Here is an 18,473-nt window from a genome sequence, read left to right on the forward strand (position 1 = left end):
TAATGTTATAAGGCACAAATAGTGTGACATGAAAAAACGGTGACCATTCTGCTTTGTTCGCGCTAGTAGCCGACGACGTGTTAGCCACGATCTTCGGCAGTTCAAGCAGATAGGACTGGCCCACAGCGCAATGTGCAATGCGAAGAAAAAATCGCGGTACCATCGAAGGCTATCAATCGGTGGAATACGGCCTAACCGCGTCGGCTAGCGGAATACTTCACCTGAAGCTCAAGAGGAGCAATCACTCAGCATTTCAACTTCAGTCCGCCTGGCAGGGATTAAGATGTTTTCATTGGCTCGCGTGACGGAACGACTCCTACCCAAATAGCCGCCAACGTCTGCTTCTGGCCGATTGCCGACTCTTTTAGGCTAAATGCCGATTAGCATTGGTATCGGTCTTTGATGTGCTCGTTGTAGTAAGTACCCTTGGAGTAGGTACGCATGAACGCTGCATGAACATTCGAAGGTACTCGGCAAAAGTCATAACTATGCCCTTGCTGGAATTGGATACGCATGCGAGCTGTTTGCTCGTCGTAACCAATCGCAACAATGGCACTGGAATTTACTCGAACCATTTGCATGGTAGCTCCCGAAAGTGTCAAGGCTCACAATGGTAAGGCTGTTCGATTAGGAACGGCGGCCTCTGACCATTAGCAAACGATTCCACAACTGTAGCGCATTTTGCAACAAAATATCGAAAAAGAAGCCCCGATACACCAGTCATGTCAGCAACTGCCCGGTTAAATCTCCCCAGCTTACCAATCTGCCAGCGACTGCCAGCCTCAGGCATATTAAAATACCGTCCCATGACCTCCCCCGCCTCGACCTCTTCCCTCCCCGACAGCATCCTGCTCCCTTCCCTGGCCGTACTGGGAGGGCAGATTTCCGTCAATCTGGGGGCGGCGATTGCGAAGAATCTGTTTCCTGTCATTGGCGTGGAAGGGATTACGGCGTACCGGGTGGGGTTTTCAGCGCTGATCCTGCTGGCCATCTTCCGGCCATGGCGCTATCGCCTGACGCGCAAGGATGTGCTGAACTTGCTCGTCTACGGTTCCGTGCTGGGGTTGATGAACTTGCTGATTTACCGGGCGTTTGCGCTGATACCGATCGGCATCGCTGTCGCCATCGAGGTGACGGGGCCGTTGGCCGTGGCCATGCTGTCGTCGCGGCGGCCCCGCGATTTGCTGGCCGTGGCCTGCGCCGTGTTCGGCTTGTATTTGCTGTTGCCGCTGCAAGGCAGCCCGGGCAGCCTGGATCCCGTTGGCGTGGCGTATGCACTGGGGGCGGCGCTGTGCTGGGCGCTGTACATCATCTTCGGCAAGCGGGCCTCGACCTTGCAAGGCGGGCAAGCCGTGGCCTGGGGGATGACGGTGGCGGCCATGGTGACGGTGCCCATCGGTGTCGCGTATTCAGGCACGGCCTTGCTGGCGCCATCGATCGCGCTAATGGGCCTGGCCATTGCCATGCTGTCCAGCGCCCTGCCGTATTCGCTGGAAATCTTTGCCCTGCGCCGCTTGCCGCAAGGCGTATTTGGCATGTTCAGCAGCGCGGCGCCGGCCGTCAGCGCGCTGGCTGCCATGGCCGTGCTGGGAGAATTGCTGAGTCTGACGCAGTGGCTGGCCATCGCCTGCATCGTGTTTGCGTCGGCTATGGCGGCGCTAGGCGCACAGGGCGGCAAGCGCTAGCGGAATTCACTCTACCCGGCAGCAACTCCTGCAGCGTAGCCTGTGCCGCGTCCTGGCATCGCTGCCCAGCTGACAGGCAGCTTTTGATGCCCGCCTGTAAAATGCGTCATTGCTCGCCATATCTTGCCTTTCCGCTTCACCGATGACATCCACATTTCTTTTTCGCTGGCTCTCCCCTTTAAGCGCTGCAGCCTTGCTGCTGGCGCCAATCGCCATGGCCAACGCGGCCGCGCCAGCCGCTGCGGTCGCCCTCACTGGCAATGCCGAAGCAGGCAAGGCCGCGTTCCGCAAGTGCGCCTCCTGCCACCAGGTGGGGCCATCGGCGCGCGGCGGCTTCGGCCCCAAGCTGACGGGGGTGATCGGCCGCAAAGCCGGTGCCACCACCGACTATAAATACTCGGCGGCCATGAAAAACGCGAATATCGTCTGGACCGAACAGAACCTGGCCGGCTTCCTGAAAGCCCCGAGCGATTTCATTCCCGGCAATAACATGCGTTTCTGGGGCATCGGCAACGCCCAGCAAGTGGCCGACCTGCTGGCCTATCTGCGCACGCAGTAAGCACACAGGCACACCGCCTCAAGCCCCCTCAAACCCATTACGCCCGATCAAGCTCCTAGCGCTTGCAGCACGCCCTTGCGCTTCTTGTGCGCCGCTTCATAGTCGCGCAGGTGGTGCAACTGGGCGGCCGACAGGCCACCCAGCTTGTCGCGTATCTGCGCCACTGTCAGGTGCTGGTATCCTGCAATCGGCAAGTCGCGCGCCGCCGCTGTGCCGGCAGCCTTGGCCGCAGGCTTTTCATCACGCTGGCGGCCTTGCGCCTTCTGCGTTTCACCCGCCTGCGCCCTTTGCTTGTTCACGATGCGCGCGGCAACTTCCTCCTCGCGGCCCGGATAGCGCCCCTCCTGCTTGAACTCTTTTTCCAGCTGCTTGAATTCGCGCTCGCGCTTGGGGCTGGCACCGACAGGCATGCGTCCTCCCGTCTAGGGCTTGGCTGGCAGCTTGCGCACGCACAGATAGATGGAGTACAGCGCAGCCAGCCCCACCAGCACGTACACGCCGCGCGATGCCGTCGACATGGCGCCCAGGATGCGGGCCACGATGTCGATATCGAACAAGCCCACGAGCGCCCAGTTCAAGCCACCCACGATCAAGAGGATCATGGAGATCCAGTCGACCACGTTCAGGCGCTTTGCCGTCATTTCCTCGTTTGCCGCACCGTCCGATCCTGCCTGGATATTCGCCATGTCAGCCTCCTGTAAATTAGAGTAGAAGAAAGACCCGCCGCCGGGCCTGTACAAAGAACAGTGTAGGCGCGGCACTGCCATGCGCCAGTCGGACGATGCCGGGTATTGAGGTAGGACGGGTCTGTAATACGGTAGGTGATTTTATCTGGCAACATGCAATGCCGCTGTTGCTAAACAGGCAGTGACTAATTCCAATATGGAAATATTTATAGATTACTTAGTACCGCGCTGCTACACTCATTTCACCCCAGCAACTTCAGGGGACAAGCGCCGCATCATGCCGCAGGCATGGAAGACGGCCACCATGGGACAACAGCTGAGGGGACATGAATATTTCAAACATACGTATCGGTGTGCGCCTGACCGCAGGCTTTTTGCTCACTTCGCTTTTACTGGCCGTGGTGGTGCTTATCAGCACGTGGCAGCTGTCGACCGTGAGCGGGGAAATCGACAGCAGCGTGAACCAGCGCTATGCGCGCATCGCACAATTGCAAGCCGCGCGCAACAGCACGCAAGAACAGCCGACCCTGCACGAACTCGACCAGCAGATCGCCACGCAATCGGCGCAGATGCGCACGGCGGCCGAGGCGGCCATGGCCCGCGCCCACGATACCAGCGTGCTCATCATTGCACTGGGCCTGGTCGGCGGCGTGTTGAGCCTGGCCACGGCCTGGTTCATCAGCAGCGGCATCGTGCGGCCCTTGCGGCATGCCGTCAAAGTGGCGCGCAAGGTGGCTGGCGGCGACTTGAGCGAGCATATCCGCGTCGATTCCAGCGATGAAGTGGGGCAACTGCTGCAGGCGCTGAAAGACATGAATGCCAGCTTGATCACGATCGTGGGCGAGGTGCGCAGCGGCACGCACGACATCGCGGGCGCTTCGGGTGAAATTGCCGCCGGCAACCTGGACTTGTCGCAGCGCACGCAGGCGCAAGCCAGTTCGCTGGAACGCACGGCCGCCTCGATGGACGAGCTGACGGGCACCGTCAAGCAAAATGCCGATAACGCACGGCAAGCCAATCAGCTGGCGCAATCGGCCGCGGCAGTGGCCGGCAAAGGGGGCACGGTGGTGGCACAAGTGGTCGATACCATGAGCTCGATCAACGCTTCATCGAAAAAGATCGTTGACATCATCGGCGTCATCGACGCCATCGCCTTCCAGACGAATATCCTCGCCCTGAACGCGGCCGTGGAAGCAGCGCGGGCCGGCGAACAGGGGCGCGGCTTTGCCGTCGTCGCCGCTGAAGTGCGCACCCTGGCGCAACGCTCGGCCGGCGCAGCCAGGGAAATCAAGCAGCTGATCGGCGATTCCGTCGAGCGGGTCGATGCTGGCGCGCGCCTGGTCGACACGGCCGGCGCCACCATGCGCGAGATCGTGGCCAGCGTACACCGCGTCACGGACATCATGGGCGAAATCAGCATGGCCAGCGGCGAGCAATTGTCAGGCATCGAACAAGTCAATGCCGCCATCGTGCAGATGGAACAGGTGACGCAGCAAAATGCGGCCCTGGTGGAGCAAGCGTCGACGGCGGCGGCCAGCATGCAGCAGCGCGCCACGCTACTGTCGGGCACGGTGGGCATTTTCAAGCTGAGCCGTGACCAAGCGTCAGCCCAAGCCGCGCACGGCATCAGCCTGGTGGCCCCGCAGGCCACTCACGCTGTCTCCGCGCCAGCAAATCGCCCTGCCACAACCGTTAGAGCGCGGCTGAAAGCCTGAGTTCCCCCGCCATCGCCGCGCCGCTCTCATTTATAGCTGTTTGTACATGACCGTGGTGGCGTCCAGCCGGTCGCCGGCCGGCGCCAGAGCATAGCCGGGGATGCTACCGGCCACCACATAGCCGAGCGACAAATACAGCGGTTCCGCATGGTCGCTGCTGCGCGTGTCCAGGGTCAACAGGCTGCGCGGCAAGAGGCGCGCCTGCTCTTCCAGCGCCTGCATCAGCTGGCGCGCGAGGCCTTGGCGGCGGAAAGCAGGCCCGACCAGCAACTTGCGCACTTCGGCCCGGTGCGCCTGGTTGGGATTGGTATCCCAATCCAGCTGCACTGCGCCGGCCACACGGCCATCGACTTCGGCCACCAGCAGCAGGCGCACGCCGCGCGTGACGGCCGGCAACACGTTATCCGTCCAGAACGCCTGGCTGGCCGCCATGTCGAAGGGCAAGATAAAACCGATGCTGGCGCCGTCGAGCACGCAGTCTTGTAGCAAGACGCCCAGTTCCGGCAAACGTACACGAATATCGGTGGACGAGAAATGGCGTAGCGATGCGGACATGGCGACCTCAGACAAGAAAGAGAAAATAGCGGGCGCCGCTGTCCGGCGGCGTCATGAACGCGCTGGCGCCATGCAACTGGTAGCGCAGGCAGTCACCAGCTTGTAAATCGTGCGAGCGGCCGTCGACTGTCACGTTCAGCTTGCCTTCCTGCAGCAACAGATGGTGTTCCATGCCAGGCCGGGGCGAGGCGGCATAACTGATCGTCACGCCAGCGCCCAGTTCGCATTCGAGCGCTTCGCCGGCCAGCGCACGCGACGGCGGCGAGACGGAGCGGCGGATAAAACCGGTAACCGGGTCCGCCCACACGCTTTGCCCGGCCCGCCGCAGCACGGGCGGAAAATCGTCTTCCACCATCCGCAGCAGACGCGACATGGCCAGGCCATACGCGGCGCACAACTTGCCCAGCACGTTTGTCGTCGGGCTGACTTCGCCATTTTCCAGGCGCGACAGGGTGGCGCGGCTGACCTGACTGGCACTGGCCAGCTGATCCAGCGACCAGCCCCGCTCCACGCGCAACTGCTTTAAACGCGCTGCCAGCCGTTGTTCCGTATCACTCTCTGTAAGCATTGCATTTTCCATATATGGGAATTTATCCCATAAAGGGGAATCTGGCAAGCAATCGCTGCACAGTTGCTCAGCGCACAGACCTGCGGCCGGCCCTCAGGCACGATGCACCATCACTTCAAGGAGAAGCCATGGTCGCCACTCCCTCCACTCCCGAGCTACGCCTGGGCCAGTCGCCCGCGCCACTGGGCAGGGTTGAATTTCATCTGCAATTCATCCGCTCGTTTGCCGATCCCACGTTCGACGCCGTGCGCGACGCCCTGGTGCAGGTGGAAGAAGTGGCGTGGAAGAATTACCAGGATGGCCGTAAGGCGCCAGTGACACAGAAAGCGGGGCCCGGCTTTCTTGACCCCGACTACGACTTGTCCGTGGAGTGGAAAGCCACGCGCGACCGCTTGCTGGCCGCCGAAACGCGCCAGAAAGATTCCGCCACGCCATCGCGCGTACTGCTGATCTGCGGCGCGGCGCGCAATGACGGTTCGTGCCCCGGCGAAATCTCGAAGACGTGGCGCATGACGCAGTGGGCCAGTGAAATATTGCAGGCCGACCACATCGAAGCGGACGTGCTGGACCTGAGCCTGCTGACCTCCTCGTATGATTTGCACATTCATCCGTGCAAGGGCTGCGTCTCAACGGCCATGCCCCTGTGCCACTGGCCGTGCAGCTGCTACCCGAACCATGGCGCACGACAGACGAATGACTGGATGGCGGAGATTTACGAACGCTGGACGGCCGCGCACGCCGTCATCATCCTCACGCCCGTGTACTGGTACCAGACGCCCAGCGTGCTGAAACTGATGATAGACCGGCTCGTGTGCGCCGATGGCGGCAACCCCGATCCCACGTCCACGCACGGCAAGAAAGCCGTGGAAGCGAAAGCGCTGGAATTGCAAGGCTGGAATTACCCGAAACACCTGGCCGGGCGCGCGTATGGCCTCGTCGTGCACGGCGACGTGGCCGGTATCGAAGGCGTGCGGCGGGGTTTGTCCGACTGGCTGGACTGGATGGGCCTGGTCGACGCGGGCGCCAAGTCGCGGCTGGACCGCTACACCGGCTATTACGACAGTTACGCGCAAAGCCATGACACTCTGGACCGCGACACCAAGATGCAGGAAGAAGTGTGCAACGTGGCGCGCGCCGTGGCGGAAGCCGTCAAGCGGTTGCGCGCTGGTACGCTGGCCCCGCCCGATGCGAACCTGTCGCCACCACGGCCCAAGTAAGACGCGCCCGCTAGCCCGCCATGCGCGACGCGTGGCGGCACAATTCCAGGAAACCCGCCAGGCGCGGCGAGAGAATCTTCTTGGACTGGCGGATCAGATAAAAGTTGCGCTCCAGGGGCGGCAGCATGGTCTCGAGCTCCACCAGTTGCCCGCTGGCCAGCAGATCTGCCACGACGACCCGTGACAGGCAGGCGATGCCGAGACCGGCCGCGGCGCCATATTTGATGGCTTCCGAATTGCTGAACTCGCCTGCGGCGCGCAGATAGTGCAGATACGGCACCAATGCTTGCTCCACGGCTTCGCGTGTGCCAGAGCCCGCTTCGCGCAGCAGCCAGCCCGCCTGGTTCAGCTCCGTAAAACTGAGCAAATGGCGCAGCTGGGCCAGCGGGTGCGTGGGCGCGGCCACGATCAGCATCTGGTCCGTCAGCCACGGTTCCACCAGCAAGCCCGCTTCGTGGCACGGCCCTTCGATCAGGCCGATATCGACACGGAATTCCGCCACGGCGGCCGCGATGTCGGCCGTGTTGGCAATCGTCACCTGCGGAATGCTGCGCCCGTACTGCTGCGCTGCCATCGCCAGAATCTGCGGTAGCAGATAGATGCCTATCGTCGTGCTGGCGCCGATTTGCAGGCTGACGGGCACGGACGGGTCCGCGCCCGCGAACTGGCGCTCGATGCTGGCGGCCCCGTCGCGCATCTGCCGCGCCTGCGGCAACAGCAAACGGCCATTGTCGTTGAGCAGCAGTCGCTTGCCCACCCGGTCGAACAGTTGCGCACCGAGCAAGGTTTCCAGTTCATTCAGGGCCGCGCTGGTGGCAGATTGCGACAGCGCAATCAGTTCGCCGGCCGCACTGGTGCTGCCCGTGTCCGCCACGGCCAGGAAAATCTGCAGTTGCCGCAAGGTCAACGCCATCTCATGTACTCACTCAATAGGTTAAACATACAAAAACAATCCGTTTTACCATTTAATCGACGAACTGTACAGTCATGCCATACGCATAAAAACATGGAGTACGGCATGTCATCCCTATCAACAAGCAACACAACAAGTTTCAGCGATCGCTACGGCCGATTGCTGCCCGGCCTGCTGCTCAGCGGCGTGATCGCCTGTGGCGCCATTCAACTGGGCAAGCTGGAATGGATGCAAAGCCACGGCATGAGCGCCCTGACCTTGGCCATCATGCTGGGCATTGTGCTGGGCAACAGCCTGTATGGCCGACTGGCGCCCACGTGCGGCGCAGGTGTAACCTTTTCCAAGCAGACATTATTACGACTCGGCATCATCCTGTACGGCTTCCGCCTGACGTTCCAGGATATTGGCCAGGTGGGCCTGGCCGGCATCGCCATCGACGCGCTGGTGCTGGCGTCCACGTTTGGACTGGCCATGTTCCTCGGCACCAAGGTGTTCAAGCTGGAACGCAACAGCGCCATCCTGATCGGCGCGGGCAGCTCGATCTGCGGCGCGGCGGCCGTGATGGCGACGGAGCCCGTCGTCAAGGGGCGCAGCGAAGACGTCACCGTGGCCGTCTCCACCGTCGTCGTGTTCGGCACCATCGCCATCTTCTTGTACCCGCTGCTGTATCAGCTGAACTTGGGCTGGCAAGTGCTGGGCGCCACGCCCACTGCGTTTGGCGTGTACATCGGCTCGACCGTGCATGAGGTGGCGCAGGTGGTCGCGGCCGGCAAGTCGATCGGACAAGAGGCGGCGAATGCGGCTGTGATCGCCAAGATGGTGCGTGTAATGATGCTGGCGCCGTTTCTCGTCATCCTGTCGGCGGTGCTGGCGCGCGGCAAAGCCAAGGCCGGCGGCCACGACAAGGCTACCAAGCTGGCCATCCCCTGGTTCGCCTTCATTTTTATTGCCGTGGTCGCCTTCAATTCGCTGGGCCTGCTGCCAGCGGGCACGGTAGCCACCATCACGGATCTCGATACGGCCTTGCTGGCCATGGCCATGGCGGCCCTGGGCTTGACCACGCACATGTCGGCCATCCGCCGCGCTGGCATCAAACCCCTGCTGCTGGCCGGCTTGCTGTTCTGCTGGCTGATCGCCGGTGGCGCCGCCATCAACCATGTGGTCGCCAGCCTGTTTGCCTGAAACTGGCCAGTTCCCGCCCAGGCTAGCCGACACGAGAGCCGAAAACTTCGTACAATATGAGTGTTTTGACTCTCAATCCGGCTTCGGCCCCCATCCAGGAACACCCATGCATCTCTCGAACTGGCTGCTTTTCTGCAGCGTCGCCCTGCTCGTCACGTTTTCTCCCGGCCCGGCCGTCTTGCTGGCCATCTCGAATGCCATCGCCGTCGGCCCCCGCCGCGCGATGATCAGCAGCATGGGCAATGGTTTTGGCCTGTTCATCATTTCCGGCGTGGCCATGGCCGGCATGGGCGTCGTGCTGGCCACTTCGGCCACGGCCTTCATGCTGCTGAAACTGGCTGGCGCCCTGTACCTGGTGTACCTGGGCATCAAGCAATGGCGCAGCAAGACCAGCGTCGTGGCCGATGCCCCCGTGGTGGCCGGCGCGGCGAATCCCAATTCGTTCTGGAAACTGTTCCGCCAAGGCTTGACGGTGGCGCTGACCAATCCGAAAGCCATCCTGTTCTTCTCGGCGCTGTTCCCGCAATTCATCACGCCGGGCGAACCCGTGGCCATCCAGTTCACCGTGCTGACGACCTCGTTTGTTGCCTGCGCCATGCTGGCCCACTTGTTCTATGCCAACCTGGCGCGCCTGCTGAAAACCCAGCTGGCCACGCCGGGCCGGGCCAAGCTGTTCAACCGCATCACGGGCGGCGCCTTCGTCTTGCTGGGCCTGAGCCTGCTGCGCCTGCGCAGCAAGGCAGCGTAACTACTGTCGTAAAAATGTCTCGATGCTGGCCGCCAGGGCCAGCGGCGTTTCATTCATCGGATAGTGTCCCGCATTGCCCAGCACCTCCAGCCGGGCTTGCGGGTACCACGCCAGATACGTGCGGCGCATCAGGGCCGCATCGAAACGGGGGTCATGCTCCCCCACCAGCGCCAGCAAGGGCAATGCCACGCGCGCCGCCTTGATTTCTTCACTAAAATCCGTCCCGCTCCACGCGAGGAAATACGCGGCAAACGCGGCTGGATCCGACCTTTCCCACGAATATTGCGCCTTCCAGTCCAGCCAAGTGGCGGGCAAGCGCCCGCCCGTGCTGCGATCGATGATGGCGCGCCGCGCCGCCATGCTATCAGCGGCCGCGAGAAACGTCGCGCGGGCTGCCGCATCGAAGGCCACGCCGCAGCTGGGCACGGGCGCCACGGCCACCAGTTTGCGCAGGCGCAAGGGCGCCAGCAAGGCCAGCCGTTCCAGCGCCATGCCGCCCATGGAATGGCCCACCACGCTGAACGTCGCAAAACCGAGCGCATCGGCCAGCGCCAGCGCGTCGCGCGCGACCTCGTCAATCGAGTACGCTCCTGCCGCGCCAAGCATGCCGCCATAGCCGCGATTGTCCATGAAGACATAGCTGAAACTGGCACCATCGAGGGCCGCTTCCATCGGTTCGAACGCCCGCGCGTCGCCAAACCAGCCGTGCAAAACGATGATGGCGTGGGGACCATGGCCCACGCGGTGATAGGTATTGTGCATGTTCACTCCTGAAAAAGAGTCAATGGTAAGCGGCCAGCGAGCGGCCCGCCTTCGATGCCAGGTCAAATACTGTAGAGTATGGGCCATGGATGATTTTTATACGGAAGTGCCGCGTCCCTTGATCGCCACGGCGCGCGACCATGCGCCCGATGCTGTCTTTCCCAGCCACAGCCATGCGCGCGGGCAATTTGCGTATGCAGCACGCGGCGTGATCAGCGTGCACACGCCGCAAGGCAACTGGCTGGTGCCGCCGCAACGCGCCTGCTGGGTACCGGCCCAGCTCATCCACGGCATGCGCATGCATGGCGCCGTGACCATGCATAATGTCTTTATCGACGCGCCCGCCATCGCAGGGACCGGATTGCCATCCCACTGTCAGGTGCTGGACGCTTCGCCGTTGCTGCGCCAGCTGCTGGCCGAGGCCGTGACCGTCGATGCCTTGTATGCGGAACAATCGCGCGCCGGACGGCTGATGGCCTTGCTGCTCGACGAGATTGCCGCCGCCCAGCCCCTGCCCCTGAACGCGCCCCTGCCGCAGGAACCCCGACTGGCGCGGCTATGCATGGAATTGCTGCGGCAACCGAGCCTGGACAGCGGCCTGGACACAATGGCGGCGCAGGCGGGCATGAGCCGACGCACCTTTACGCGGCAGTTCCGTGCCCAGACGGGCCTGGCCTTTGCCCAGTGGCGCCAGCAAGCGTGCCTGCTGGCGGCCATCACGCGCCTGGCCGAGGGGCAAGCCGTCACCAGGATCGCGCTCGACCTCGGCTATGCCAGTCCCAGCGCCTTCACGGCCGCCTTCCGCCGCGTGCTGGGCCAGGCGCCAAGCGATTATCTGTCGACCTAGGAAATGATGGCAGCGATGCGCTGGCCCAGCGCCTGCGCCAGTTTCTGCACATGGTAGCCGTCGACAAAACCATGGTGGGCTTGCGCGGAAAACGGCACCCGCATGCGGCCATCGTCCTGCGCGGGGCCGAACTTGCCCCAGGTAAAGGTCGGGATATCGGCATCGCGGTGGCGGTAGATCGGGTGCTCGATGGCCGCCAGTTCCAGCCATGGCAGGCAGGTGATGAAAATATTGTTGCGCTGCTGGCGCTCGGTCTCTCCGTCACCCGTATTGATCAGCGCGGAGCTGGCTTCGGCGAGGCGCTTGGCGTCCAGGCTGCGTGCGATGAATAAATCGAGCTGGTCCGTCATCGGGAAGCGCGTGTAATTGAGGTTCTCATCGCCGTTGATGACGGTGTACGAGGCGGGGAAATCGTCGATGCGTATCACTTCACCCTGGTAGATGCGGTACATGAAGTTGTCGATTTCCTTGACCGTATTGAGCAGGCAAAACAGGAAAAAGTGAAACACGGGAATCTGCCGTGCCTTGCAATACGGCCGGAAGTCCGGCACGTCGAGCTGGAAGTTGATGTTGACGAGGGGATTGTCAAACGCCCGGAACAAATCATAGCGGTCACGCCGCTTTTCAAAATTTTTCATGCGGCGAGTGTAGACGATGGCGGTGCTGGCGGGCAAGTCACGTCATGAGCGCATGTAATGTTTTTTTGATATTCGTCATTCGACAGTCAATGTGTTTTCATTTTTTATCTGAAACTGACTGCCGACCGGGATAGCCCGGTCGCAAGCCTCCCTGTAGCGGGAGGCATACTTTCGCCGGATTTTTTACCCGGCCTGATTAATCTCGTCGTCCAGCATATTGGCGAACAGGTCGAAACTCAGAATACCCGTGCCGATGCATGAAAATACCGTGCTGCCTGCCGCATCCTTGATCGTCAGTTTCTCGGTCCAGTCATTCTGATTCATGCATTTCAGGCTGGTGCCAGGCCAGGTGACGCCATCCACATGCAAGCCCTGCGCCGATAATGCCAGTTCCTGTGTCTTGACATTCAGGAAATTGCCGAACAAGCGTTTCTTGTACACGTCGCCGCTGCTGATGTAACGGAAATTCACGCGCTCGCCGTCTGCGAGTTTTTTCTTCAGGACGGGCATGCGGTCTTCCAGGTAACGGGAACGAAACTCGTCCATGAACTCGTCAAAGCGCTTGAGTTCTCCGGTAGCCCATATCCAGGGCTGGTCGGCACCCGTCCGATAGGCTAAGTTATTAATCATGCCGGTCATGGCGGTGGAGCCGCCAGCGAACAGATACAGGTCTTCGATATCGGCAAAGGCTGCGTAGCTGCGAATACCGTCCAATTCATGCACCACACCGTCTTCATGCAATTCAAAACGGCTCTTCCGCCGCTTGAGCATTACCGCGCGCATGACCAGCACCAGCAGTGCGATCAGCAATAGAAAGGCCGCCGTGCCATAAAGAATCGTCAAATTGCTGTGCGTGCCCAGCTTGGCGCCGTTACGCAAGGTCATGGCTTGCGCATCGGTGAGTGTCTTCTGCGGCAAGGTCGTGCTCAGGTACAGCACGAAACCCGCCACTGCCGCCAGGATCACCGCAAATACCGCAAAGAGCATAGGCACCGTCTTGCCATGCAAATACACTGCGAGTGCTTTATTGGTTTGCGGGATACTAAAATTGCCCATGTAATCTTCCTGTTAAATGATAGAGAGTTTTCAAAACCCGGATGCCGACAAATATTCGGACCGGATTGTCGCCTATCTATTGCAGGAATGGCCACACGCACGCACATTCAATACTGATGCGCTCCAATCATGACCCTGATTATTGACTGGGCACGGTGATTAACTGGCATTGCAGGATTTCCCGGACCGCCTCGGCCACGCCTTCTTCCAGTTCTTCGATTGTTGGCGCATAAGCGCAGCGTTTCAATTCCCCGCCTAATTCGAATGCCAGCTCCCGTGAATGGCGCACAATACCCTGCAGCACAAAATACTTCCACTGTGCGTCGCCACTGGCCAGCACCGTTTTGATATAGGGAGCGAAGCGCGGACCGATGCCGGCCAGATACGGCAGGAGCACGGCTGCCACGGGCCAGTTCGCATCTTGCACCCATTCCAGTATCTCCGGCATGGCTGGAGCAATGTCGTTCCATGGCAAGGCGATGAGGGCTTGCGCGTTCTGCGTATCGTGCTTATCGCGCGGCAATGGCAGATGTATGCGTAGTGTCATGTGGCGCCGCCGTGCGCCAGGCCCCGTTGCACTTTCCATGCCAACGGTAAAGTGAGCAGCAATACGGCCGCCAGCGCCAGCAAGGCCGTGTTCACGCTCGTATGGTCGCCCAGCGCGCCGAACAGCACGGGCGACATCGCCCCGCCGCCGATGCTGCCCGTGTAAAACAGGGCAAACGCGTGCTCGCGCTTGCCGGGCTCGGCCAGTTCCGGCACCACGCCGTACAGCACGGACGAAGTGCCATTGAGCGCCAGCCCCAGCAGGGGCAGCATGGCCATGATGCCGGCCAGCGGCAGCCACAGGGCCAGCACGATCAGCAACGAGGTCATCGATTCCGTCAGCCACACGGTCTTCATCATGCCGATGCGCGCGCCCAGGTAGCCGCACAGCAGCTTGCCGAAGGCACCGCCCACGAACAGCAGGGACAGGGCCACGCCGATGCCGGCCGTGCCCGCGCCCTTGCTTTTCAGCAAGAATGGCAGGAAGGTGAGAAAACCCATGCGCACGGCGCTGTCCAGGGTGCCCGTGGCCAGCAGCGCACGAAAGCTGCCTTTCGCGCCACTGCCGGTGATGGTCTTGCTGGCCTTTTTCGCACCCGCCTGCAGCTCGCCCGGCTTCGGCAGCAGCCACCACAACAAGCCGGCCGCAGCCAGACCCAGCAAGCCCAGCAGCGAAACGCTGGCTTGCCAGCTGCACACCACTAACAACAAACCCACCAGCGCGGGAATCAGGGTCTTGCCGATGTCGCCGGCAAAGTTATAGTGCGACAGCGCCTCCTTGACGCCGCCGCCCGCCTCGTGCGTGTCGGTGACGATGGACGAGGCCAGCGGATGCTGGGTGCTGGCGCCCAGGCCACCCAGCAGCAGGGCGAACAGCAGCACGGCCAGGCCGCCCGCCTGCCCCGCGACCAGGTAGGCAACGCCGGCCAGCGCCGTGCCGCCCACCAGCATGCGCTCGCGCCCCCAGCGTTTCGCCAGGCGGCTGGCCAGCAGCTGGAAGCCGGCCATCATGCCCGAGTAGGAACCGCGCAAGAGCCCCACCATGGCGTAGCTGATGGCAAACTGCGCCTGCCAGATGGGCAGCAGCACATAGATCACGTCCGTCAAGCCGTCATGCACGGCATGCGCGCTGCAGGCGGCGAACAGCGAGCGGCGGCGGATCGATTTGTCGGAGGAGGTCGATACGGTGGCAACAGCGGCGGCGGATGGCTCAGTCATGACTTCGGCGGGGAAACAATGTGGAGAGTGCAAGCTTACTACAGGGCCTGGCGGCTCAGCATCACCTTGCCATACGTGCTCCAGCTACGCGTGCCGCCAACTTCAGGATCGATAGCAAAACGACAGCTCTGCACATAGGTAACAGCCGCCTCGACCTGTTCCGCTGGCAGGCCTGGCGCTTCGGCCACGATGCGTGCAGGGGCTCCTTCACTGCCGATAAACATGCGCAGCACTACGCCGCTGTCATTGCTGGCCGATTTGTCGAGGTTGTTATAGCCCTGGACGCGCTGGGAAGGTTGGCAGCTGCCGGGCACCAGCAAGGGACGCAAGAGCTCGGCATCGTCCAGGTCCCATACATATTGAACACTAAAATTTTCCTTGGCCGCTCTATCAGCAGGGAACACGCACTGCCGCACATTGCTCAGCGCCGCATCGTCCAGCACTTTCCACCCCGAACTGCGTGCCACGGATGCCGATGCCACCTTGCCATCCTGCCCCACGGAAAAGCGCATGGTCGTTTTACCTTCCAGTTTATACAGGCGCGCCTCGTGCGGATACACTTGCGGCGGACAGGTCGCGCCCGGCATCGCCTGGCCAAGCCCGGGCAGGATGGCCAGCACCGCTGCAGCACAGCGTAATGGAAAGCTTGCTTCATGCATCGGCATCGTTACTCCAGCAATTGCTATTAAATAAGTTTTCGATTTTAGCAAATTGCCATGAACATCAGCAAACCGCTGGCCAAACGACGGCAGGCGCACCATCCTCGCCGGGTGGCGCGCCTGCCCATGCAAAACCTTGCTTGCCCGCTTATTTGGCCATCGCATCCTTGGCCATACCATCCTTTTTCATTTCATCCTTCTTCATGCCATCCTTTGCCATGCCATCCTTGGCCATGTGGTCCTTCTTCATGTGTTTCTTGGCCATCGGCTTTTTCATGCCGTCCTTGTCCATCGCATCCTTGTGCATGGCATCGGCCGTGGCGTCCTTGGCCATCGGATCTTTTTTCATGGCGTCCTGGGCAAACGCGGCGCCCGACATGAAGATGGCGGAAGCGAGGATGGCGGCGAAGGTGGTGATCGTGGTTTTCATGATAAGTCCTTGTCTCAGTGTGGGATGGGCGAGATTGCCCGGTGATAAAGCTGTTGCTGTGCTACGGGTGCTGCTTGCTGCTAAATAACAGGAAGACCGGGAGGTGGTCAGGGCAATACGATTAGTACGACAAGGCAATGCAACGCCGCACTGGCCAGCTCCCCGGTCTTCCTAGGAACCGCCGAACCAGTTGTAGCCCTGGTTCTCCCAGTACCCTCCCGGATACGTATTCGTCACGAAAATGGCCTGGATGTGCTTGGGATTCTTGTAGCCCAGCTTGGTCGGCATGCGCAGTTTCATGGGGTAACCATATTTGGGCGGCAATTCCTGGCCGTCGTACGTCAAGGCCATGATGGTTTGCGGATGCAGGGCCGTGGCCATGTCGATGCTCGTGAAATAATCGTCGGCGCACTTGAAGCCGATGTATTTCGCCGTCGTGTCGGCGCCCACGCGCCGCAGGAAGTGGGCAAACGGCACGCCGCCCCACTTGCCGATCGCGCTCCAGCCTTCCACGCAAATGTGGCGCGTCACTTGCGTTTCCTGCGGCAGGGCGCGCAGTTGCGGCAAGGTCCACGGCTTCTTGTCGGCGATCAAGCCGCTCAATTCCAGGCGCCAGGCGTCGCCATCGACCTCTTCCACTTCATCCTCGCCGTAATAGGCGTTGAAGGGAAACGGCCGCGTGATCATGGAATCGGGATACGTAGGCGCCAGTTTGTTCGGGTCGAACAGCCAGCCCTGCACCCGGTCGTTCATGCGCGATACCGCCGTCAAGGCTGTTTCGATGGCGGACGGATCGCTGACATTGCATCCCGTCAGCAAGGACAGGCCACCCAGGGTCAAACTGCGCTGCAGGAACAAACGGCGCGACGGCTGCTTGATCTGGCGCAAGGCGTCGGCCAGCATGGCCTGGCCATGCTCCGGCACGAGGATGGTTTTTTTCATGTTCATCTCCTTAGCGGCCGCGCAGCATGGCGACCAGGGTGCGCGGCACCAGCGCCACCATCAGCAAGTGCACGCCGACAAAGCCCGTCAGCAACGCCATGGCGATGAAGTGGACTCTGCGCGCTCTCTCGTAGCCGCCCATCAGCTCGCGCAAGAGGGGAAATTGCACGGACTTCCACAGCACCAGGCCGGACAGCACCAGCACGATGCAATCGAGCATGACGAACAGGTAGGCGGCGCGCTGCACCATGTTGTAATGGCGCGGGTCAGCATGGGCCAGCTTGCCCTTCAGCGCGGCGACAAAATCGGCCAGCAGCAGGCGCGGCGAGAGGGGAAAGAACTGGCGCCGCAGCCGTCCCGAGACGATATTGATAATCAGATACAGCAAGCCATTGGCCACCAGCAGCCACATGGCGGCGAAATGCCATTGCAGGGCGCCACCGAGCCAGCCGCCCAGGGTCAGCGCGCGCGGCAGCTCGAAGGGGAAAAACGGCGCGGCGTTATAGATGCGCCAGCCGCTGGTGGCCAGCACGACGACGGCCACGGCATTGAGCCAGTGCGTCAGGCGCAGCCAGGCGGGGTGGATCACGGCGTTGGAAACAGTCGGCGTAGACATCACAACACTCCTTTCGTGCATTGCGCCGTGCTGACGGCTTGCAGGATGGCGCTGCTGTCGGCCCTCTGCACGAAGGCGACCACTTGCAGCTGTTCCGGGCGCCAGCTGGCGGGCAGATTGATTTCACGGCGCAACTGGGCACGGCCTTGCGCCAGCGCAACCGGCCCCAGCCACAGGCGCACGGCCGCATCGTGATGCAGGGTGGCGCCGCGGTTTTCGCCGCGCAGCACTTTCGAGACGATGGCGCTTTCGCTGATGGCCACATACAACTGGCCGCCCGTCTGTGCGTCCGGCGCGCTGGCATCAGCTTCCAGCAACAGCTTGCCACCCGGCCCCGGCGTGGCGGACAGGCGAATAGCGACGGGCGCGGTGGTCGCATTGATGCGGCGGATGGCGGCCGGCAACTGCGTATCCCAGCTGCGCAATTCCGTGCCGCCGACGAAAAACTGCGGCGTGTAGGCCACGTGGCGCGGCTGGTGGCGCAGCAGCTCGGCCTGGCGCGCATCGAATTGCGTCTGCGCCAGCGGGTCCGTCCAGCCGATCTGGTCCCAGTACGTGACGTGCAAGGCCAGCGGCACGATCAGGCTGGCCGCGCCCGCTTCCTTGCGCAAGGCGTTCAGGCGCTGGTCGGCGGGCGGGCAGCTGGAGCAGCCTTCGCTGCTGTACAGTTCCACCAGCGCCGCCGTCTGCGGCCCGCTTTGCACGGCGCAGCGCTGGCCGGCCGCCATCTGCGCCATGGCCGGGGCGACCATCGCCACGCTCAGGACGGGTAAAAGCAGTGTTGCAAGGCGGTGCTTGATGTCCATGGTCTTTACCCGGTATATTGAAATAAGAAACGTGAATTAAGAAACGTGCTTGCCTGTCAATTCGCCGCGATGGCCGGATTGGTTACAGCCCCCCGCAATTATTTTTGAATTTATTTTTTTAAACG

General features: G+C 61.7%; 23 protein-coding genes. 7 read left to right on the forward strand and 16 right to left on the reverse strand.

Annotated elements, in window-relative coordinates:
* Positions 1–380: 380 nt before the first annotated feature.
* Positions 381–581 (reverse strand): KTSC domain-containing protein, encoded by a 201-nt coding sequence (locus CSQ93_RS06155; protein ID WP_099377262.1) that lies wholly within the window; start codon positions 579–581, stop codon positions 381–383.
* A gap of 225 nt (positions 582–806) precedes the next feature.
* Between CSQ93_RS06155 and CSQ93_RS06160 the strand changes: the two genes are divergently transcribed.
* On the forward strand, positions 807–1,685 hold the full coding sequence (locus tag CSQ93_RS06160; RefSeq protein ID WP_199534278.1) for an EamA family transporter: 879 nt from the start codon (positions 807–809) through the stop codon (positions 1,683–1,685).
* Positions 1,686–1,827: 142 nt separating this feature from the next.
* The gene (locus CSQ93_RS06165; protein WP_099377263.1) at positions 1,828–2,244 is read left to right on the forward strand and encodes a c-type cytochrome; all 417 of its coding nucleotides are present in this window, start codon (positions 1,828–1,830) and stop codon (positions 2,242–2,244) included.
* A gap of 47 nt (positions 2,245–2,291) precedes the next feature.
* On the opposite strand, the gene CSQ93_RS06170 is transcribed toward CSQ93_RS06165, so the two are convergent.
* Complete coding sequence (locus CSQ93_RS06170) at positions 2,292–2,654, reverse strand: hypothetical protein (RefSeq protein WP_099377264.1); 363 nt, start codon at positions 2,652–2,654, stop codon at positions 2,292–2,294.
* Between the two features lie 12 nt (positions 2,655–2,666).
* Complete coding sequence (locus CSQ93_RS06175; RefSeq protein ID WP_199534280.1) at positions 2,667–2,930, reverse strand: DUF378 domain-containing protein; 264 nt, start codon at positions 2,928–2,930, stop codon at positions 2,667–2,669.
* A gap of 326 nt (positions 2,931–3,256) precedes the next feature.
* Here CSQ93_RS06175 and CSQ93_RS06180 point away from each other — a divergent pair, with 326 nt between their 5' ends.
* Complete coding sequence (locus CSQ93_RS06180) at positions 3,257–4,645, forward strand: methyl-accepting chemotaxis protein (RefSeq protein WP_099377265.1); 1,389 nt, start codon at positions 3,257–3,259, stop codon at positions 4,643–4,645.
* A 30-nt stretch (positions 4,646–4,675) separates the two neighbouring features.
* On the opposite strand, the gene CSQ93_RS06185 is transcribed toward CSQ93_RS06180, so the two are convergent.
* Together CSQ93_RS06185 and CSQ93_RS06190 are read right to left on the reverse strand one after the other, a co-directional pair.
* The gene (locus tag CSQ93_RS06185; protein ID WP_099377266.1) at positions 4,676–5,200 is read right to left on the reverse strand and encodes a GNAT family N-acetyltransferase; all 525 of its coding nucleotides are present in this window, start codon (positions 5,198–5,200) and stop codon (positions 4,676–4,678) included.
* Between the two features lie 7 nt (positions 5,201–5,207).
* Positions 5,208–5,780: a helix-turn-helix domain-containing protein gene (locus CSQ93_RS06190; RefSeq protein ID WP_099377267.1), complete on the reverse strand. Its 573-nt coding sequence runs from the start codon at positions 5,778–5,780 to the stop codon at positions 5,208–5,210.
* A gap of 116 nt (positions 5,781–5,896) precedes the next feature.
* Here CSQ93_RS06190 and CSQ93_RS06195 point away from each other — a divergent pair, with 116 nt between their 5' ends.
* Positions 5,897–6,985 carry a flavodoxin family protein gene (locus tag CSQ93_RS06195; RefSeq protein ID WP_099377268.1) on the forward strand — a complete coding sequence of 363 codons (1,089 nt, stop codon included), beginning with the start codon at positions 5,897–5,899 and terminating at the stop codon, positions 6,983–6,985.
* Positions 6,986–6,995: 10 nt separating this feature from the next.
* On the opposite strand, the gene CSQ93_RS06200 is transcribed toward CSQ93_RS06195, so the two are convergent.
* Positions 6,996–7,898 carry a LysR family transcriptional regulator gene (locus tag CSQ93_RS06200; RefSeq protein ID WP_099377269.1) on the reverse strand — a complete coding sequence of 301 codons (903 nt, stop codon included), beginning with the start codon at positions 7,896–7,898 and terminating at the stop codon, positions 6,996–6,998.
* Between the two features lie 105 nt (positions 7,899–8,003).
* Between CSQ93_RS06200 and CSQ93_RS06205 the strand changes: the two genes are divergently transcribed.
* Together CSQ93_RS06205 and CSQ93_RS06210 are read left to right on the forward strand one after the other, a co-directional pair.
* Complete coding sequence (locus CSQ93_RS06205) at positions 8,004–9,080, forward strand: YeiH family protein (protein WP_233516070.1); 1,077 nt, start codon at positions 8,004–8,006, stop codon at positions 9,078–9,080.
* A gap of 106 nt (positions 9,081–9,186) precedes the next feature.
* Positions 9,187–9,828 (forward strand): LysE family translocator, encoded by a 642-nt coding sequence (locus tag CSQ93_RS06210; protein ID WP_034755914.1) that lies wholly within the window; start codon positions 9,187–9,189, stop codon positions 9,826–9,828.
* On the opposite strand, the gene CSQ93_RS06215 is transcribed toward CSQ93_RS06210, so the two are convergent.
* The gene (locus CSQ93_RS06215; protein ID WP_099377271.1) at positions 9,829–10,590 is read right to left on the reverse strand and encodes an alpha/beta fold hydrolase; all 762 of its coding nucleotides are present in this window, start codon (positions 10,588–10,590) and stop codon (positions 9,829–9,831) included.
* Positions 10,591–10,675: 85 nt separating this feature from the next.
* Between CSQ93_RS06215 and CSQ93_RS06220 the strand changes: the two genes are divergently transcribed.
* Complete coding sequence (locus tag CSQ93_RS06220) at positions 10,676–11,437, forward strand: AraC family transcriptional regulator (RefSeq protein WP_099377272.1); 762 nt, start codon at positions 10,676–10,678, stop codon at positions 11,435–11,437.
* On the opposite strand, the gene CSQ93_RS06225 is transcribed toward CSQ93_RS06220, so the two are convergent.
* The 9 genes from CSQ93_RS06225 to CSQ93_RS06265 form a co-directional block, all read right to left on the reverse strand.
* Entirely contained in the window at positions 11,434–12,111 is a 678-nt protein-coding gene (locus CSQ93_RS06225; RefSeq protein ID WP_233516071.1) for a CatA-like O-acetyltransferase, read from the reverse strand. The genes CSQ93_RS06220 and CSQ93_RS06225 overlap by 4 nt on opposite strands.
* 147 nt (positions 12,112–12,258) lie before the next feature.
* A complete protein-coding gene (locus CSQ93_RS06230; RefSeq protein WP_233516072.1) occupies positions 12,259–13,131 on the reverse strand; it encodes a hypothetical protein in 873 nt (290 codons plus the stop codon).
* A gap of 139 nt (positions 13,132–13,270) precedes the next feature.
* Positions 13,271–13,654, reverse strand: a complete 384-nt coding sequence (locus CSQ93_RS06235; protein WP_158301145.1) for a DUF5071 domain-containing protein — start codon at positions 13,652–13,654, stop codon at positions 13,271–13,273.
* 20 nt (positions 13,655–13,674) lie between these two features.
* Positions 13,675–14,895: an MFS transporter gene (locus CSQ93_RS06240; RefSeq protein ID WP_099377274.1), complete on the reverse strand. Its 1,221-nt coding sequence runs from the start codon at positions 14,893–14,895 to the stop codon at positions 13,675–13,677.
* 38 nt (positions 14,896–14,933) lie between these two features.
* On the reverse strand, positions 14,934–15,656 hold the full coding sequence (locus tag CSQ93_RS06245) for an energy transducer TonB (protein ID WP_158301146.1): 723 nt from the start codon (positions 15,654–15,656) through the stop codon (positions 14,934–14,936).
* A 46-nt stretch (positions 15,657–15,702) separates the two neighbouring features.
* A complete protein-coding gene (locus tag CSQ93_RS06250) occupies positions 15,703–15,984 on the reverse strand; it encodes a pentapeptide MXKDX repeat protein (protein WP_099377276.1) in 282 nt (93 codons plus the stop codon).
* 171 nt (positions 15,985–16,155) lie between these two features.
* Positions 16,156–16,932 carry a molybdopterin-dependent oxidoreductase gene (locus CSQ93_RS06255; protein WP_099377277.1) on the reverse strand — a complete coding sequence of 259 codons (777 nt, stop codon included), beginning with the start codon at positions 16,930–16,932 and terminating at the stop codon, positions 16,156–16,158.
* A 4-nt stretch (positions 16,933–16,936) separates the two neighbouring features.
* On the reverse strand, positions 16,937–17,542 hold the full coding sequence (locus tag CSQ93_RS06260; RefSeq protein ID WP_099377278.1) for a cytochrome b/b6 domain-containing protein: 606 nt from the start codon (positions 17,540–17,542) through the stop codon (positions 16,937–16,939).
* Entirely contained in the window at positions 17,542–18,348 is an 807-nt protein-coding gene (locus tag CSQ93_RS06265; protein ID WP_233516073.1) for a DUF1223 domain-containing protein, read from the reverse strand. The genes CSQ93_RS06260 and CSQ93_RS06265 overlap by 1 nt, the downstream gene beginning before the upstream one ends.
* Between the last annotated feature and the right edge of the window lie 125 nt (positions 18,349–18,473).

Source organism: Janthinobacterium sp. BJB426 (assembly GCF_002735705.1).
GTDB lineage: Bacteria > Pseudomonadota > Gammaproteobacteria > Burkholderiales > Burkholderiaceae_D > Janthinobacterium.

What these genes read in the sequence shown, in the direction of transcription:
- CSQ93_RS06265 (WP_233516073.1), bottom strand. Translation starts at nt 18,348, where the DNA reads ATGGACATCAAGCACCGCCTTGCAACACTGCTTTTACCCGTCCTGAGC.
- CSQ93_RS06240 (WP_099377274.1), bottom strand. Translation starts at nt 14,895, where the DNA reads ATGACTGAGCCATCCGCCGCCGCTGTTGCCACCGTATCGACCTCCTCC.
- CSQ93_RS06200 (WP_099377269.1), bottom strand. Translation starts at nt 7,898, where the DNA reads ATGGCGTTGACCTTGCGGCAACTGCAGATTTTCCTGGCCGTGGCGGAC.
- CSQ93_RS06255 (WP_099377277.1), bottom strand. Translation starts at nt 16,932, where the DNA reads ATGAACATGAAAAAAACCATCCTCGTGCCGGAGCATGGCCAGGCCATG.
- CSQ93_RS06175 (WP_199534280.1), bottom strand. Translation starts at nt 2,930, where the DNA reads ATGGCGAATATCCAGGCAGGATCGGACGGTGCGGCAAACGAGGAAATG.
- CSQ93_RS06155 (WP_099377262.1), bottom strand. Translation starts at nt 581, where the DNA reads ATGCAAATGGTTCGAGTAAATTCCAGTGCCATTGTTGCGATTGGTTAC.
- CSQ93_RS06230 (WP_233516072.1), bottom strand. Translation starts at nt 13,131, where the DNA reads ATGGGCAATTTTAGTATCCCGCAAACCAATAAAGCACTCGCAGTGTAT.
- CSQ93_RS06210 (WP_034755914.1), top strand. Translation starts at nt 9,187, where the DNA reads ATGCATCTCTCGAACTGGCTGCTTTTCTGCAGCGTCGCCCTGCTCGTC.
- CSQ93_RS06170 (WP_099377264.1), bottom strand. Translation starts at nt 2,654, where the DNA reads ATGCCTGTCGGTGCCAGCCCCAAGCGCGAGCGCGAATTCAAGCAGCTG.
- CSQ93_RS06215 (WP_099377271.1), bottom strand. Translation starts at nt 10,590, where the DNA reads ATGCACAATACCTATCACCGCGTGGGCCATGGTCCCCACGCCATCATC.
- CSQ93_RS06190 (WP_099377267.1), bottom strand. Translation starts at nt 5,780, where the DNA reads ATGGAAAATGCAATGCTTACAGAGAGTGATACGGAACAACGGCTGGCA.
- CSQ93_RS06180 (WP_099377265.1), top strand. Translation starts at nt 3,257, where the DNA reads ATGAATATTTCAAACATACGTATCGGTGTGCGCCTGACCGCAGGCTTT.
- CSQ93_RS06165 (WP_099377263.1), top strand. Translation starts at nt 1,828, where the DNA reads ATGACATCCACATTTCTTTTTCGCTGGCTCTCCCCTTTAAGCGCTGCA.
- CSQ93_RS06195 (WP_099377268.1), top strand. Translation starts at nt 5,897, where the DNA reads ATGGTCGCCACTCCCTCCACTCCCGAGCTACGCCTGGGCCAGTCGCCC.
- CSQ93_RS06185 (WP_099377266.1), bottom strand. Translation starts at nt 5,200, where the DNA reads ATGTCCGCATCGCTACGCCATTTCTCGTCCACCGATATTCGTGTACGT.
- CSQ93_RS06260 (WP_099377278.1), bottom strand. Translation starts at nt 17,542, where the DNA reads ATGTCTACGCCGACTGTTTCCAACGCCGTGATCCACCCCGCCTGGCTG.
- CSQ93_RS06250 (WP_099377276.1), bottom strand. Translation starts at nt 15,984, where the DNA reads ATGAAAACCACGATCACCACCTTCGCCGCCATCCTCGCTTCCGCCATC.
- CSQ93_RS06205 (WP_233516070.1), top strand. Translation starts at nt 8,004, where the DNA reads ATGTCATCCCTATCAACAAGCAACACAACAAGTTTCAGCGATCGCTAC.
- CSQ93_RS06245 (WP_158301146.1), bottom strand. Translation starts at nt 15,656, where the DNA reads ATGGTGCGCCTGCCGTCGTTTGGCCAGCGGTTTGCTGATGTTCATGGC.
- CSQ93_RS06220 (WP_099377272.1), top strand. Translation starts at nt 10,676, where the DNA reads ATGGATGATTTTTATACGGAAGTGCCGCGTCCCTTGATCGCCACGGCG.
- CSQ93_RS06160 (WP_199534278.1), top strand. Translation starts at nt 807, where the DNA reads ATGACCTCCCCCGCCTCGACCTCTTCCCTCCCCGACAGCATCCTGCTC.